Origin of the sequence: Pseudarthrobacter naphthalenicus, assembly GCF_029076445.1 — a bacterium.
Taxonomy (GTDB): domain Bacteria; phylum Actinomycetota; class Actinomycetes; order Actinomycetales; family Micrococcaceae; genus Arthrobacter; species Arthrobacter naphthalenicus.
In genome coordinates this window covers 41,151-55,619 of record NZ_JARESG010000019.1, presented here as the reverse complement: position 1 = coordinate 55,619, position 14,469 = coordinate 41,151, and the positions used below count along the sequence as shown (strand labels likewise).

The 14,469-nt window shown below is 65.6% G+C and carries 15 protein-coding genes; 4 read left to right on the top strand and 11 right to left on the bottom strand.

The features are described 5' to 3' along the window. Positions 1-50: 50 nt before the first annotated feature. Positions 51-1,451: an MBL fold metallo-hydrolase gene (locus PY310_RS16905; protein ID WP_275215632.1), complete on the top strand. Its 1,401-nt coding sequence runs from the start codon at positions 51-53 to the stop codon at positions 1,449-1,451. A gap of 105 nt (positions 1,452-1,556) precedes the next feature. Here the strand turns inward: PY310_RS16905 and PY310_RS16900 are convergent, their stop codons facing one another. Then, complete coding sequence (locus tag PY310_RS16900; protein WP_275215631.1) at positions 1,557-1,718, bottom strand: hypothetical protein; 162 nt, start codon at positions 1,716-1,718, stop codon at positions 1,557-1,559. After that, positions 1,709-2,134 carry an NAD(P)/FAD-dependent oxidoreductase gene (locus tag PY310_RS16895; protein ID WP_275215630.1) on the bottom strand — a complete coding sequence of 142 codons (426 nt, stop codon included), beginning with the start codon at positions 2,132-2,134 and terminating at the stop codon, positions 1,709-1,711. The genes PY310_RS16900 and PY310_RS16895 overlap by 10 nt, the downstream gene beginning before the upstream one ends. A gap of 330 nt (positions 2,135-2,464) precedes the next feature. Here PY310_RS16895 and PY310_RS16890 point away from each other — a divergent pair, with 330 nt between their 5' ends. Next, entirely contained in the window at positions 2,465-3,760 is a 1,296-nt protein-coding gene (locus tag PY310_RS16890) for an MFS transporter (RefSeq protein WP_275215629.1), read from the top strand. Between the two features lie 26 nt (positions 3,761-3,786). Here PY310_RS16890 and PY310_RS16885 read toward each other — a convergent pair whose 3' ends face one another. The 5 genes from PY310_RS16885 to PY310_RS16865 all read right to left on the bottom strand — a co-directional run bounded on the left by PY310_RS16885 (position 3,787) and on the right by PY310_RS16865 (position 9,050). Then, positions 3,787-3,918, bottom strand: a complete 132-nt coding sequence (locus tag PY310_RS16885) for a hypothetical protein (RefSeq protein WP_275215628.1) — start codon at positions 3,916-3,918, stop codon at positions 3,787-3,789. 338 nt (positions 3,919-4,256) lie between these two features. Further along, on the bottom strand, positions 4,257-6,236 hold the full coding sequence (acs, locus tag PY310_RS16880; protein ID WP_275215627.1) for an acetate--CoA ligase: 1,980 nt from the start codon (positions 6,234-6,236) through the stop codon (positions 4,257-4,259). A 6-nt stretch (positions 6,237-6,242) separates the two neighbouring features. Continuing rightward, the gene (locus PY310_RS16875) at positions 6,243-6,917 is read right to left on the bottom strand and encodes an acetate uptake transporter (protein WP_275215626.1); all 675 of its coding nucleotides are present in this window, start codon (positions 6,915-6,917) and stop codon (positions 6,243-6,245) included. A gap of 160 nt (positions 6,918-7,077) precedes the next feature. Beyond that, positions 7,078-8,772 (bottom strand): monocarboxylate uptake permease MctP, encoded by a 1,695-nt coding sequence (gene mctP / locus PY310_RS16870; protein WP_275215625.1) that lies wholly within the window; start codon positions 8,770-8,772, stop codon positions 7,078-7,080. Then, entirely contained in the window at positions 8,769-9,050 is a 282-nt protein-coding gene (locus PY310_RS16865; RefSeq protein ID WP_275215624.1) for a DUF3311 domain-containing protein, read from the bottom strand. The genes mctP and PY310_RS16865 overlap by 4 nt, the downstream gene beginning before the upstream one ends. Positions 9,051-9,331: 281 nt before the next feature. Here PY310_RS16865 and PY310_RS16860 point away from each other — a divergent pair, with 281 nt between their 5' ends. Both PY310_RS16860 and PY310_RS16855 read left to right on the top strand, forming a co-directional pair. Next, entirely contained in the window at positions 9,332-10,117 is a 786-nt protein-coding gene (locus PY310_RS16860; RefSeq protein ID WP_275215623.1) for an isocitrate lyase/PEP mutase family protein, read from the top strand. A 61-nt stretch (positions 10,118-10,178) separates the two neighbouring features. Continuing rightward, positions 10,179-10,424 (top strand): hypothetical protein, encoded by a 246-nt coding sequence (locus tag PY310_RS16855; protein ID WP_275215622.1) that lies wholly within the window; start codon positions 10,179-10,181, stop codon positions 10,422-10,424. Between the two features lie 28 nt (positions 10,425-10,452). On the opposite strand, the gene PY310_RS16850 is transcribed toward PY310_RS16855, so the two are convergent. The 4 genes from PY310_RS16850 to PY310_RS16835 all read right to left on the bottom strand — a co-directional run bounded on the left by PY310_RS16850 (position 10,453) and on the right by PY310_RS16835 (position 14,434). Further along, the gene (locus tag PY310_RS16850; protein WP_275215621.1) at positions 10,453-11,484 is read right to left on the bottom strand and encodes an NADPH:quinone reductase; all 1,032 of its coding nucleotides are present in this window, start codon (positions 11,482-11,484) and stop codon (positions 10,453-10,455) included. A gap of 52 nt (positions 11,485-11,536) precedes the next feature. Next, positions 11,537-12,994, bottom strand: coding sequence for an MFS transporter (locus tag PY310_RS16845; protein ID WP_419095513.1), 1,458 nt, complete (start codon positions 12,992-12,994; stop codon positions 11,537-11,539). 66 nt (positions 12,995-13,060) lie between these two features. Beyond that, positions 13,061-13,828, bottom strand: coding sequence for a DUF2182 domain-containing protein (locus PY310_RS16840; RefSeq protein ID WP_275215619.1), 768 nt, complete (start codon positions 13,826-13,828; stop codon positions 13,061-13,063). Then, a complete protein-coding gene (locus PY310_RS16835; protein ID WP_275215618.1) occupies positions 13,829-14,434 on the bottom strand; it encodes a DUF1326 domain-containing protein in 606 nt (201 codons plus the stop codon). Positions 14,435-14,469 lie beyond the last annotated feature (35 nt).

Below are 14,469 nucleotides of genomic sequence, written 5' to 3'. Positions count from 1 at the left end.
CTGGATTCAGACCCCCTCCCCACCCCCTTTCCACTGAAGGAGAGCACCAGATGCTTATCGAGCGTATTTACGATGAAGACCTTGCCCAGGCCAGTTACCTGATCGGCTGCCAGGCCAAGGGTGAAGCGATCGTGGTGGACGGCCGCCGCGACATTGCCGTGTACCAGGATCTGGCTGCGAAGAACGGCATGAAGATCGTGGCGGTCACCGAGACCCACATCCACGCCGATTACTTGTCCGGCACCCGGGAACTGGCCGCGGCCACGGGCGCGACGATCTATGTTTCCGGCGAGGGCGGGCCGGACTGGCAGTACGGGTTCGAGGGCGAGCGGCTGCACGACGGGGACACCATCACCCTGGGCAACATCACCATCCAGGCCGTGCATACCCCCGGGCACACGCCGGAGCACTTGTCCTTCCTGGTCACCGACGGCGCGTTCAGCGACCAGCCCGGCTACCTGCTCTCCGGGGATTTTGTCTTCTCCGGGGACCTGGGCCGCCCGGACCTGCTGGATGAGGCCGCCGGCGGGGTCGACACCCGTTTCGTGGGCGCCAGGCAGCTCTTTGTGAGCCTGCGGGAGAAGTTCCTGACCCTCCCGGACCATGTCCAGGTCCACCCCGCGCACGGTGCGGGCAGCGCCTGCGGCAAGGCCCTGGGCGCCATCCCGTCCTCCACCGTGGGCTACGAACGGCTCTACGCCTGGTGGGGGCCGTACCTGGCCGCCAACGATGAGCAGGGCTTCATCGATGAACTCCTCGAGGGCCAGCCCGACGCGCACGCCTACTTCGGCCGGATGAAACGGGAAAACCGGGAAGGCCCGGCCATCCTGGGCGACCGTGCCCCGCTGCCCGAGCTGTCCACGGAGATCGTTGCCGCGGGCCTGGCCGAGGACACCCTGACCTTCATTGACACCCGCTCCAACACCGAGGTCCATCAGGGCACCGTGGCCCGGTCCCTGAACGTCCCGGCCGGCAAGTCCGTGGCCAGTTACGGCGCCTGGGTGGTCAACCCCGAGACGGACACGAATCCGCTGGTGCTCCTGGCCCCCGGCCAGGCCGCCGCGCAGGAGATGTGGGACCACCTGATCCGGGTGGGCATCGATAACGTCGCCGGGTACGTCACCGGCATCGAGGGGCTGCCCGGCTTCACCCCCACGCTGATCCAGCCCGAGGAACTCGAGACGTTCGACGCCGCCATGGTCCTGGACGTCCGGAACAAAACCGAGCACCAGGCCGGCCACATCCCCGGCTCGCACCAGCTCAGCGGCGGCCGCGTCATGTGGCACCTGGACGAACTGCCCGACGGCGGCACCATCGTCTCCTACTGCCAGTCCGGTGTGCGGAACTCCGTCGCCGCCAGCGCCCTGCGCCGCGCCGGGTACAACGTCGTCGAACTCGACGGCAGCTACGCCGCCTGGAACGCCCGGCAGAACAGCGTCCCCGCCGCCTAACCCGGTGCCGTCACCTCCTTCGAAGGTGGCGACCTACCCCGCCGGCCCGGGATGGTGCACTGTCCCGGGCCACGGGCTGTCTTCAGGGCCGATGCTTCGGGAGCCTCAGGCGCGGCCCTTGAGGATCAGGTTCCAGTACATGAACGGCAAGCCGTAACGCTTGAGCAGCCACATGTCGCTGCGTTCCTTGGTGGTGTCGATGAAGGGGATGCTGGGGGCTGGCTGGAGTGTGTGGTCGAATTCAGCCAGCAGGTTCTTCACCAGCACGGGGGCCTGTTTGATTTCCGGGTAGCGATGCCCGGCGTTGGCAGGACCATGACCACCCGGATGTCCCGCAGGACCCCCTGCTTGCGCCAGGAGTCGGCGGCCAGGCAGGCGATTTTCTGCGGGGCGCCGGCACACTTGATCGGTCCCGAGGGCTGGGTGAAGACGGCCGTCCCGGACTTCAGGTTCCGGATCATGTCCCAGGTCTTGGGCGCCAGGTCGTAACGGTAATTGCTGGACGCCGCCGGGGATTCCATAGCTTCGGCCATGCCGGGGATCTTGTCCCAGTCCAACTGGATTCCCGGACAGACCACCAGATAGTCATATGTGACGGAACCGCCGGAGGAGAGCGCAACACTTCGGATCTCGGGGTCAATGTCCGTCGCGGCGTCCTTAATCCAGGCAACACCTTGGGGCATGACGGAGGCTTGCGGCCGGAACTTAGATACCCCAGGGGGTATACTGTTAAGACCATCCAGCCAGCTAAGGGAGCCATTCGATGTGCCGTGCCGTTACATGCAAGAAGTGCCAGAAGACGACGTGGGCGGGCTGCGGCCAGCACGTTGACCAGGTGATGCGCGGGGTTCCGGCCTCTCAGCGTTGCAGCGGGCACGAACAGGAGACATCGACCGGCAAGGGCTTCTTCGCGAAGCTGTTCGGACGGTAGGGCGACCGCCCGGAAATGCGGGCACAGGCGTTCGAAAAAGGAGTCCTTGCATACCCTTAGGGGTATCTGAGAGACTGTCAGAATGCCATCTGTACCCGGGTCGACAGGACCCCAGTCCCCCGCATCCCTGGCCAGCCCAGCGAGCGGCGCACCGCCTCAACGCAAAGTGCTCTCCGTCCTGGTCGGCGGCCAGATTCTCGGCGGTATCGGCATGGGAGCCACACTATCCCTCGGCTCTTTGCTCGCGGCACAGCTTTCCGGATCGCCGGCGTGGTCCGGCATGGCCGCCACGATGAGCACCCTCGGGGCCGCGGTCGCTGCCGTGCCCCTCGCCCGGCTCGCGGGCGCCCGGGGACGGCGCATATCGCTGTCTACCGGCGCGCTCATCGCCGGAACCGGCGCCGCGATCGCCATCACGTCGGCGTGGGTGTCGGTCTTTCCCCTGCTGCTGCTGGGACTGATGCTGCTGGGGGCGGGTTCCGCGGTCAACCTGCAGGCCAGGTTCGCTGCCACCGACCTTGCCCGGTCCGGCACCAGGGCGCGGGATCTTTCCGTCGTCGTCTGGTCCACCACCATCGGGGCAGTGCTTGGCCCCAACCTCTTCGGTCCGGGCGAGGTCGTGGGTGCAGCGCTTGGCTTCCCTCCTCTGACGGGCGCCTTCGCCTTCTCTGTGGCCGCACAGCTGGCCGCCGCCCTCGTGTACCTGACCGGGCTGCGCCCGGACCCGCTGCTTACTGCGATGTCGCTGCGCGACACCAGCGTCAAGGCCCCCCGGCCGCAGAGCGGAACACTGGTACTGCGCAGCAACGCAGGTGCGCGCTACGCGGTGGCCGCCGTCGCACTCAGCCACGCCACCATGGTGTCGCTGATGTCCATGACACCGGTCCACCTGCGCGAACACGGAGCAAGCCTGGTGATCGTGGGCTTCACCATCAGCCTGCACATTGCGGGCATGTATGCCCTCTCCCCCGTGTTCGGTTGGCTGGCGGACAAAGTCGGGAGGGTGCGCGTCATAGTCCTGGGCCAGGGCATGCTCCTGGCCTCCCTGGTAATCGCCGGGTTCGCGGCGGACTCCCGTACCGGCGTTACGGTCAGCCTTGTCCTGCTCGGACTCGGATGGTCAGCTGCGGTCGTGGCCGGCTCCGCCATGGTCGCCGAATCCGTCCCCATCCAGGACCGGCCCGCCATCCAGGGCATCTCGGACCTCAGCATGAATGCCGCAGGGGCAATCGGCGGAGCACTGGCGGGCCCAGTTCTTGCATCAATGGGCTACTCCGGGCTGGCATTCCTGGCCATGGCCCTGGTGGGTGCGGTCCTCATCTGGACCGCCCTGCACGCCCGCCGCTCAATGACGCCCCCGAACCCCGTGCACCCCTAGGATCAGGCAAGGACCGTAGCGAAGCATCAGCTCAGCGGCGACTTCGACCTGCTGCGACGCTGGAGGCCGGTCCGCTGGGTGGCCGCAGGGGTCGCGGCGGCGGCCGCAGGGGTCGCGGCGGCGGCCGCAGCCGCTGTTGTCATGTCGATGAACGGCATGGCGGGCTCTACCGGTGCCGGGTGGAGGAATACGGGCATTGTCGCGGCCGGCTCGCTTCTGGCCGGCCTAATAGTCGGCAGCTATCTTGATGCTCCAATCGGAGCCGAAGCCACGGTTTGCGACACCCGATGGCCCCTGATCGGCCTGACCGGGCTGGTGATCGCAACATCCACCGGCCCAGGAACGCTGGCAGCCTATCTGTTTACCGGCGCTGCGTGCATGAGCTGCCGGCAGCTCTTTCCCACCAAAGCGGCCACCCCGGGGGACCATCCGCTGACGAAGGCTGTGCCCGCACGCAATGATCCGGGTCCCCAGGGCGAGTGCTCCATTGACCGGTTTAGTGCGGGCCGCCGGCCCCTCCCGGCATGCCAGCCTTGATCAGGTCCATGACGGAGGAGTCTGCCAGCGTGGTGACATCTCCGATCGGCCGGTCCTGCGCGACGTCCTTGAGGAGCCGGCGCATGATCTTGCCGGACCGGGTTTTGGGCAGCTCGGCCACCACCATGATCTGACGGGGCCTGGCGATTTTGCCGATCTCCTTGGCCACATGTTCCCGCAGCTCCTGCACAACCTCCGGTCCACCGTCGCCAGCCTCGGTGCGGAGGATGACGAAGGCGACGATGGCTTGCCCGGTGGTCTCGTCGAGCGCACCCACGACGGCCGCTTCGGCCACCTTCGGATGCGCGACGAGCGCCGATTCGATCTCTGTGGTCGAAAGCCGGTGTCCGGCCACGTTCATGACGTCGTCCACCCGGCCGAGGAGCCAGATGTCCCCGTCGTCATCCTTTTTGGCGCCGTCGCCGGCAAAGTAGAGCCCGGGGAACCGTGACCAGTACGTGTCCACGTACCGGTCGTTGTCACCCCAGATGGTGCGCAGCATGGACGGCCAGGGCTCGGTCAGGACCAGGTAGCCGCCGGAGCCGTTTTCAACCGGGGTGCCCGCGTCATTGACGACGTCCGCCGCGACGCCGGGCAACGGCCTCATGGCGGCACCCGGTTTGCCTGCTGTGACTCCGGGGAGCGGACTGATCATGATGGCTCCGGTCTCGGTCTGCCACCAGGTGTCCACGACCGGCGTTTGGCCGTGACCGATGTTCTCCCGGTACCACATGTAGGCCGCCGGGTTAATCGGTTCTCCCACGGACCCGATCAGGCGCAGGCTCCTGAGGCTGTACTTGGCCGGTATCCCGGCGCCCCATTTCATGAAGGTCCGGATGGCAGTCGGGGCGCAGTAGAGAATCGAGACGTTGTACTTGTCGATGATTTCCCACCACCGGCCCTGGTGCGGGGTGTCCGGCGTGCCTTCGTACAGCACGGAGGTGGCGCCGTTGGCCAGGGGACCGTACACAATGTAGCTGTGCCCGGTCACCCAGCCGATGTCCGCGGCCGTCCAGAAAATGTCGGACTCCGCCTTGAGGTCAAAGACCGCCCAGTGGGTATAGGCGCACCCCGTGAGATAGCCGCCGGTGGTGTGCAGGATGCCCTTGGGCTTACCCGTGGTGCCCGATGTGTACATGACGTACAGCGGATGTTCGGCGTCGAAGGCTTCAGCGTTATGTTCCGTGGAAGCGAGTTCAACCGATTCGTGCCACCATATATCCCGGCCTGGCGTCCAATCGATCTCCTGCCCGGTGCGGCGGACCACCAGGACGTTGCGAACGTCCGGGCAGTCCAGCAGGGCTTCGTCGACGGCGGACTTGAGACCGGTGGCCTTGCCGCGGCGGTAGGCGCCATCGGAGGTGATGACGATCCGCGCGTCGCAGTCGTGGATCCGGGTCCGGAGCGCGTCCGCGGAAAACCCGCCAAACACCACTGTGTGCGGTGCTCCAATTCTGGCGCAGGCCAGCATCGCCACCACGGTTTCGGGAATCATCGGCATGTAAATGGCCACCCGGTCTCCCGGCATGACTCCCAGCCGGGTCAGCGTGTTTGCTGCCTGGCAGACCATCCGGGTGAGCTGGGCATACGTGATGGTGCGGGTGTCTCCGACTTCACCTTCGAAGTAGTAGGCGACCTTCTCTCCGCGGCCGGCAGCTACGTGCCGGTCAAGGCAGTTGTAGGCTGCATTGAGCCTGCCTCCGACGAACCATTTGGCGAACGGCGGATTCGACCAGTCCAGGACCTCACTCCACTTTTGGGACCAGTCCAGCCGGTCCGCCTGCCGCGCCCAGAACGCCAGCCTGTCGCCGGCAGCTTCCTCATAGTCCGACGACGTGGCGTTGGCTTGCGCGGCAAAGCTGGCTTCCGGCGGGAAGCGCCGCTGTTCGTGCAGCAGGTTTGCGATGGTTTCATCCGTTTCTGATGGCTCTGCGACCATGGCCTGTCACCGTCGTCCCACGGGAAGGACAGTGCGCTTGTAGGTGGCGTTAGCCACCACCGCAAGGGAGCAGTACCAGGCAATCAGCGCTGTCACGATTCCGAGCCAGCCGCCCAGCACCGTCATACCCGTTGCTCCGGCGAAGGCACCAAGAAACAGGGCTATGAAGGTGAGGGTCAGGAAGACGAAGACGGCAAAAACGCCTGTGCTGACCCGCCATGCCGAAACGGTCATGTAAGCCGTAAAGATCGCCCAGGCCAGGAGGTAGAGGCCCACCGCTTTGCCGGCGTCCGCGGCCGGAAGGCCGGCAGCGCTGAACTGGCTCAAGAACCAGAAGGAGAGCCAGAACGCTCCATATGAGCAGAAGGCTGTCGCGCCGAAAACGTTTCGGTTTGCGAATTCCCAGATTCCGGCGGCGAACTGCGCCAGGCCGCCGTAAAAAAGTGCCAGTCCCAGGACCACCGGTTCGACGTCTTTGGGAATCAGCCCGGCGTTGATGACACTGAGGACAAACGTCGTCATCGCGAACGCGCCCAGGCCCAACGCTGCCGGATCGGCAAAGGGTGGACTGACGCTAGCCTGTGGCGAAATACCCATATCCTTGGCTGCTACGGGATTTTCGGCCCTGCGACCGGTGGCCGCCGGAACGATCCCCGCCGTGGAGCTTGATTCGACACTCATGACACGACTCCTTGGTCAGCACCAGCCCCATTGCTGGTGATGCATACCAGATTACTCCTGAGCGCACAAGGCCTAAACCGGCAATGTTTGTGATTTGGATCGCACCGTTCTGTGATGTAGCTCACATACCTCGTCGTTGCCGGTAGCCGGCTCAATCCCGTCAGAAGGTCGGGGCGCCGGGTTCGCCGAGGGGGTAGTCGCGCTGGATCTCAGCGACCTTCGGATCGTTTTCGTCGGCACCGTAGTCCGAACTGCGGGTGATGTCGACACCGGCTGGGACCTTGATGGCACGGAAGACCACGGACAGGACGGCGGCAACAATCAGGTTTATCCCGAAGGCCACCACGGCAATGTAGACCTGGACGTCGGTGCCGGGGATCGCTGCGATGGAGCCGCCGAAGTGGGCTTTTGTGACCGGGTTGACCACGTTGTAAGCCGCAATGGTGCCGTAAATGATTCCGGCCGCCCAGCCGAGGAACAGCGCCCACCGGTGGAACCAGCGCGTATACAGCCCCGCCACGATTGCCGGGAAGGTCTGCAGGATCCAGATGCCGCCAAGGAGCTGCATGTTGATGGCGGCGGACTGGTCCATGGCGATGACAAAGATCAATGCCCCGAACTTCACAACCAGGGAAGCGATTTTGGAGACTTTGGCTTCCTGCCGGGGTTCGGCGTCGGGCCTGATCAGATCCCTGTAAATGTTGCGGGTAAACAGGTTGGCCGCGGCGATTGACATGATGGCGGCAGGGACCAGGGCGCCGATGGCGATGGCGGCAAGGGCTATGCCGGCAAACCAGCTCGGGAAGTGGTCCAGGAACAGTTGCGGAACCACCAGCTGCGGGTTAACGGCGCCGTTCAGGTCAATGGGTTTGGTGCCGGCGTAAATCGCGGCATAGCCCAGCAGCGCCAGGAATCCCAGCATGAGCGAGTACAACGGCAACACCGCGGCGTTCTTGCGGATGGTGTTCCTGCTCTTGGTCGCCAGCACGCCGGTGATGGAATGCGGGTACATAAACAGCGCCAGGGCCGAGCCCAAGGCCAGCGTCCAGTAGGCGGAGTAACTTCCGGCCCCGGGAATGAAGACACCGGCGGGTTTGCCGGTGGCCGGGTTGACGGCACCCAACTTGGCCTGGGCGGCGTCGAAAATTGTTCCCCAGCCGCCGAACTTGATGGGCAGGTAAATGACCGCAACGATCACTGCCAGGTAGATCAGCAGATCTTTCACCACAGCGATCAGGGCAGGGGCACGAAGGCCTGACGTGTAGGTGTAGGCGGCAAGCACCACGAAGGCGATGATCAGCGGCATGTCCGTCAGCAAGGGGTTCTCCGCACTGCCCAGGCCAAGGACCGTCAGGACTGCCTTGATGCCGACCAGCTGCAATGCGATGTAGGGCATGGTGGCGACAATGCCGGTGACGGCGACGGCCAGGGAGAGAGCCTTGCTGCCGTAGCGGCCGCCCACGAAGTCGGCCGGTGTGACGAAGCCATGCCGGTGCGAGACGGACCACAAGCGGCTCATCAGGAGGAACACGATCGGATACAGCACGATCGTGTACGGAACCGCGAAGAAGCCACTCACGGCTCCGGTGGCCCACATGGCAGCCGGTACTGCCACGAAGGTGTAGGCCGTGTAGAGATCGCCGCCGAGCAGGAACCAGGTCACCCAGGTACCGAAACCACGGCCGCCAAGGCCCCACTCGTCCAGGCTGTGCAGCCCGGTGGCCTCTTCACGGCGCCAGCGCGCCGCAACGAACCCCAACGCAGCCACAAGAACGAAGAGGATGATCACAATGGTGAGGGCAACGCCGCTCACGGGACGGTCAGGAACGGCGAACGGCACAGTGACGGTGCTCATGGCTTCTCCCCGGCACCCGTGGCGCTGCGCACCGCTTCACGGCGACGGCGGTCTTCCTTGGTGACCAGCCAGTACGATGCTCCCACCAGGGCCGCAGTGACCGGAATCCACATCATCTGGTACCAGTAGAAGAACGGCATGCCTGCCAAACGCGGCTCGTCGAGGGCATATGCAGGTACGAACAGGGGCACCGCGATGGCGATAATCAGCAGGATCCCCGCGATGACATAGGGACCGGGTCTGGCCGGCCCGCGTGTCGGCACATCAGGAGTGGACATCGACGCCTCCTCATCGAGACGGGCCACCGGAGCGGGAAGGCTTCCCGGGACGTGCCGGCGGCCTCAGGACCGCGTGTCGCGGCGGTCCTTACCTGACAGGATAAGCACCCGGCCTGCCATCCAACAGGGTAATTCGCCCTGTTTTGCTGTGGTTCCGCCGGGCGCATGGGCCCAACCCGGTTCCAGCCTCGGGCGACCGCCGGTCCCTTGCGCCGGTCTGCCACGTTTGTAGACTGAATCGGTATTCACCCCTCTTTGGATGGCTAGGGACGGGAACGAAAATGTCGACGTTTCGGGATCTCCACACCGCTGCGGTGCCGCTGCTGCTGCCCAACGCGTGGGACCTGGGATCCGCCCTGGCCTTCGCTGCCGCGGGCTTCCCGGCCGTCGGCACCACCAGCTTTGGCATTGCTGCAAGTGCCGGTCTGCCCGACGGGGGCCGGTCCAGCAAGGCGGCGACCGCAGCGCTCGCGGCACAGCTGTGCCGACTGCCTGTCCACATCACCGCAGACGTTGAGGACGGATATTCCGATGACCCGGCTGAGGTTGCGGAGTTTGTGGCCCACCTGGCCAACCTGGGCGTGGCCGGGATCAACCTCGAGGACAGCACCGCCGGGCACCTGGTCGATCCGGCAGCCTTCGCCCGCAAGATTGCCGCTGTCAGGCGGCGCAGCCCGGCTGTGTTCATCAATGCCCGAGTGGACAACATATGGTTCGGCGAGCAGGCCACCGTGGAGGCCGTCCTGCTGCGGGCAGGTGCTTATGCCGACGCCGGGGCGGACGGGATCTTTGTCCCGGGACTTGTGGTTCCGGAGGACATCAGAGCCATCACCGCAGGTATTGGCTTGCCCGTCAATGTGCTGGCACATCCTTCGCTGACTGTTCCTGAGCTCGGCGAGCTGGGAGTTCGGCGCGTCAGTTCCGGCTCCCTTCCCTACCGGGCGGCAGTTGATGCTGCGGTGAACGCGGTCAATGCCCTGCGCGAGGGCAAGCCGGCGCCGGCCGCCACACCGTACTGGGAGATGCAGTCGCGGCTGGCCTCTTTCAGCCAACACAACACGGGCTAGCGATCGTCAGCTCGAACCCGCCTGCGTCCTGCCCAGGACCCGCCCCATCAAGGAGGACACCATGAATGACGAGAACCCCGCCACCGTGACCAGGTTGCAGACGATGCTGGAGAACATCAGGACGGCGACCGCCAACACCCGCCGAGCGATGGAGTCGCTGGGCGACGAGAACTGGGTGGAGGACGGCGAGTCCGATGCCGAATACTTCCAGGCCATCCAGCGCGACACCATCGCCAGGCTTGACGCCACAGCCCGGGATATCGAATCCCTGCTGGCCGGGCCCCTGAACGGCCAGGCAGGCGGGTAGCGCGCTTCCGCCCGCCCGGTGTTACCGGCTAGCCCGCTGCCACATCGATCAGCACCTTGCCGACGATGCTGTCCTCCACCGCCGCGTGAGCCGCCGCCGTATCGGCCAGGCTATAGCGGTGCAGCGGCAGGCCTGCGGCCTCCCCTACCGGAAGGGCGCCGTCGGTGATGGCCGCATTGATGTCCTCGGCGGCGGCGTGCACCGCCGCCATGCCAACCGTGTAGAGCAGCACGAATTGGTAGCGGATGTTGAGGCTGAAGTGCCTGCGGATGTCCAGGATCAGCTGGTCGCCCCCGTTGTTGGCGTAGACAGCGACAGAGCCGCGGTTCCGGATCACGGCCAGGTCGAGGTCGGCGTTCTGCGCGGGTGCCACCTCCACGATCTGGTCCACACCGTCGGGAGCGATCCGGCGGATTTCCGCGGCCGCGTCGGTCTCCCGGTAGTTGATGACGTGATCGGCACCGGCAGCCGTGACCAGCGCAGCCTTCGCCGGACCGCTGACGGTCGTGACCACAACGGCGCCGGCCCACTTGGCGAGTTGGATGGCCGCATGGCCCACGGCACCGGCCCCTCCGGCGACAAGAATGATCTTGCCGTCCAATGCTCCCGGGTGCAGCCGGCGCGGGCCGTCCTCGGCGACGGTCAGGGCCCGGTGCGCGGTGATCGCCGGAACGCCCAGGCTTGCGCCGACGTCGAACCCGGCATGCTCCGGCAACGGAAAGACCCGCTCGGCCGGCAACACGGCAAACTCCTGCGCTGTCCCGCCGTCGGCGCGCTGGTAGGCAGCGAGGGCCAGCCATACCCTGTCGCCGGGGTGGAGGTGCCCGACGCCGGGTCCGACGGCATCCACAACGCCGGCGCCGTCCTGATTGGGCACAATGTCCGCGAAGGGCAGAGGCTCGCCGGCCTTGGCGCCGCGGCGTGACTTCCAGTCGGTGGGGTTCACCCCGGAGACCATGATCCGCACCCGCACCTCCCCGTGCTCCGGATTCCGGATCCCGCGGTCAACGAGCTCAAGGACAGACGGATCGCCGGTGGTCCGGTAAACGATAGCTTTCATACCCAGACCCAACGCAGACGCGGACCGAAAATTCCCCCGGTATGGTCCTGTCCTAATCCGGGGAGGATGCCGGGCTGTGCTCGGAGGCCCTCGGAGCGTCGGTGCTGGAGCGGTTTTTGCCCGAGCCGGGCATCGCGATAACGGCCACCACCGTCAGAACGGCGGCCGCGAGGACGGCCAGGAAGACAGCCCCGGAGGCAGCGACGACCGTGTGCGGGTCCGTGTGGCCGCCGGGAGTGCCCGCGAAGATCGCATTGGCGACCGCCCCGAAAACTGCGACGCCGATGGAACTGCCGATCGACCTGGCGAAGAGATTCGTCCCGGTTACGACTCCACGCTCATTCCAGTCGACGCTGGACTGGGCGGCGATGAGGCTTGGGGTGGCCACGAGCCCCAGTCCCAGCCCGACGATGAAGCAACTCGCAGCCACCAGGAGAACACTGGGTGCGGAGGCGGTGAGGGCAAGGACCGCCGTACCGATGACCGTGATGGTAATGCCGATCATCGCGGTCTTGCGGAACCCCAGCCGAAGGTAAAACCGGCCCGATTGGGACGCGCTGATTGGCCAGCCGATCGTCAAGGCTGCCAGCGCGAGCCCGGCGAGGACCGGGGAGGTGGAGAGGGCACCTTCGAGGAACGTGGGAACGTACGAGGTGAGGCCAAGCATGACCGCTCCAACGCCGAAAGAGATCAATGCCGTCGTCGCCAGCAGTCGCCGGGAGATGACCCACGCGGGGAGGACCGGTTCCGCGGCCTTCCGTTCGACGAGGATGAAGACGGCGAAAAGGAGTGCGCCGCCGGTGAACACCGCAACGCTGATGGCGGAGGTCCAGCCCCACGCCTGTCCGCCTTCGAGCGCCCCAAGAATGATCAGTGTCAGGGAGGCGGTGAGCAGGCCTGCTCCCGGATAGTCAATCCGGTGACTGGTGCGCTGAACGTTCTCGTGGAAGGTTCGGATCAGCATCCACCCCGCCAGGAGGCACAGCGGGATGTTCACGAGGAAGATCCCGCGCCACATGCCCAGCGCGGAAAACACGCCGCCGAGCGTCGGGCCCACCACTGAGGACACCGCCCAGACGCTCGCCAGGTAGCCTTGCACCTTCGCCCGCTCGGTCAACGTGTAGATGTCGCCGGCGATGGTGATCGCCATCGGCTGGACTGCTCCCGCCCCCAGGCCCTGCAGGACGCGGAATGCGATCAGTGCCGGCATGCTCCACGCCAAGCCGCAGAGGACCGAACCGAGCAGGAAGAGCCCGATCCCGATCAGGATGATGGGTTTACGGCCGACGACGTCGGAGAGCTTGGCGTAGACGGGCACCGACACCGCCTGGGCCAGGAGATAAGCAGAAAAGAGCCACGGAAAAGACGTGAACCCGCCAACGTCGTGCACGATCGACGGCACCGCCGTCGCGACGATCGTCGCATCTATCGCCACCAGGCCCGTAGAAAGCATCAGGGAAATCAGTACGGGACCGCGCTTCGAGCGGAAGCCGACCCCCTCTGCAGGCATTGTCGTCACGTATTCTCATCCCGTCGTCGTCACAAAGCGCTGTGCGCCTACCTCATAGTGCCTCGTTCACATGGGCGCGGACATGACGAGCCCGGGGAGGAGCTCCGGGTGCGCCGGAACGAAGAGCGCGAAAACGATCAGTGAGACGCCAGTGATGCGGCTGAGGACAGGACCATATTTCCATGTCTTCTCCAGGAAAATCACTCCCGTGAGCACCGCCATCCATGCCAGGTTCATCACGCCGACCGCAACCAGCACCACCATGAGGCCCCAACAGCAGCCCACGCAATACACGCCGTGGTAAAGACCAACGCGGACATCCCGCAGGCGGCCCTTGTACCCTGACACGTGCAACAGGAATGCAACGGGCGACCGGCAGTGCCTCAGACAGAAATCCTTCAGCGGGGTCAACTGGTAGGCGCCGGCCACCGCGAGGACCGCGGCTCCCACCCACGGGGCGGCGTCCGGCGCATCCTGAGCCAACAGGGCAGCCAGCGCTGCGGCCGCGTAGGCGATCACGCCGAATCCGATCCACGTCAGAAGGTAACCAAGGACCAGGCCCGTGGTCCGGATGCCCCGGGTCCGAGGGCTGCGGACGGCACGGATGGTCCTCAGGTAAGTGGATGTGAGAGGCGCCAGCGATGGCAACATCATGGCTGCCATCATCAGTGTCCAAACCCCGAGGAATCCCCAAAGCTCCAGCCCCATGGTCCCCGGGCCCGCGGACATGTCCGCCAAACCCGAGACCGTGAGATACCACGCCAGGGCGGCGCAACCGATCAGCGCCACCTCGGCTGCATGGTGGCTGACTGAAAGGCCGGCCCTGCCCGGCACTTAAGCGGACCAGGCGAAGGGGGCGGAGTAGGAGTTCTTCCCGCTGTTGTCCCACGTCATTCCGAACACGTCGACGCGGGCGGTGCTGGAGGTGCCGGCAGCCAGGGTGTCTGCCGGGAACCCGACGCCACTGACTTTCACGCCTTGTCCTGTGGAATCCAGTGGAGACACAAAGTCCTCCACCACTATGTCCACGGCACTGCCAACCTGGACCTGGTGGATACGCCCGTCGTCGGTGTAGGCCATTTTTAGGGACTCCATGCCGGCCATTTCGCCGATCAAGGGGGCGAGGCCTTCCATCGGTCCGCCGAGCTGGCCGCCAAAGACCGCACCGAGCGCCTCGGCCTGCTCAGCCGAGGCTGCGGCGTCCATCAGAACTCCGACTTTCCAGCCCCCATCACTCATCAGGGCAGGAGTATCGGCCACAACGCAGACCGTCAGACCACCCACCTCGACACCGTTCACTTCGCCGGTTTCGACATGGAAGGCCAGGGCCAGGTTGCAGCGTTCGTTGTCGGCCGGTGCCGTTAGCCCTGAAAGGGTGCACGGGCAGGCCATGTCGCAATTGCAATTCTCAAAATAGGTACCCTCGACATGCCACGGCATTTGGGGCTCCTTTCGACGAGGCACCCCCCCCGAAA

Excerpts from the sequence above, each read along its gene's own strand:
- PY310_RS16845 (WP_419095513.1), bottom strand. The coding sequence starts at position 12,994 with ATGCCTGCAGAGGGGGTCGGCTTCCGCTCGAAGCGCGGTCCCGTACTG.
- acs (WP_275215627.1), bottom strand. The coding sequence starts at position 6,236 with ATGGTCGCAGAGCCATCAGAAACGGATGAAACCATCGCAAACCTGCTG.
- mctP (WP_275215625.1), bottom strand. The coding sequence starts at position 8,772 with ATGAGCACCGTCACTGTGCCGTTCGCCGTTCCTGACCGTCCCGTGAGC.
- PY310_RS16895 (WP_275215630.1), bottom strand. The coding sequence starts at position 2,134 with ATGCCCCAAGGTGTTGCCTGGATTAAGGACGCCGCGACGGACATTGAC.
- PY310_RS16875 (WP_275215626.1), bottom strand. The coding sequence starts at position 6,917 with ATGAGTGTCGAATCAAGCTCCACGGCGGGGATCGTTCCGGCGGCCACC.
- PY310_RS16905 (WP_275215632.1), top strand. The coding sequence starts at position 51 with ATGCTTATCGAGCGTATTTACGATGAAGACCTTGCCCAGGCCAGTTAC.
- PY310_RS16835 (WP_275215618.1), bottom strand. The coding sequence starts at position 14,434 with ATGCCGTGGCATGTCGAGGGTACCTATTTTGAGAATTGCAATTGCGAC.
- PY310_RS16885 (WP_275215628.1), bottom strand. The coding sequence starts at position 3,918 with ATGCCGTTCATCGACATGACAACAGCGGCTGCGGCCGCCGCCGCGACC.
- PY310_RS16890 (WP_275215629.1), top strand. The coding sequence starts at position 2,465 with ATGCCATCTGTACCCGGGTCGACAGGACCCCAGTCCCCCGCATCCCTG.
- PY310_RS16865 (WP_275215624.1), bottom strand. The coding sequence starts at position 9,050 with ATGTCCACTCCTGATGTGCCGACACGCGGGCCGGCCAGACCCGGTCCC.
- PY310_RS16860 (WP_275215623.1), top strand. The coding sequence starts at position 9,332 with ATGTCGACGTTTCGGGATCTCCACACCGCTGCGGTGCCGCTGCTGCTG.
- PY310_RS16850 (WP_275215621.1), bottom strand. The coding sequence starts at position 11,484 with ATGAAAGCTATCGTTTACCGGACCACCGGCGATCCGTCTGTCCTTGAG.
- PY310_RS16855 (WP_275215622.1), top strand. The coding sequence starts at position 10,179 with ATGAATGACGAGAACCCCGCCACCGTGACCAGGTTGCAGACGATGCTG.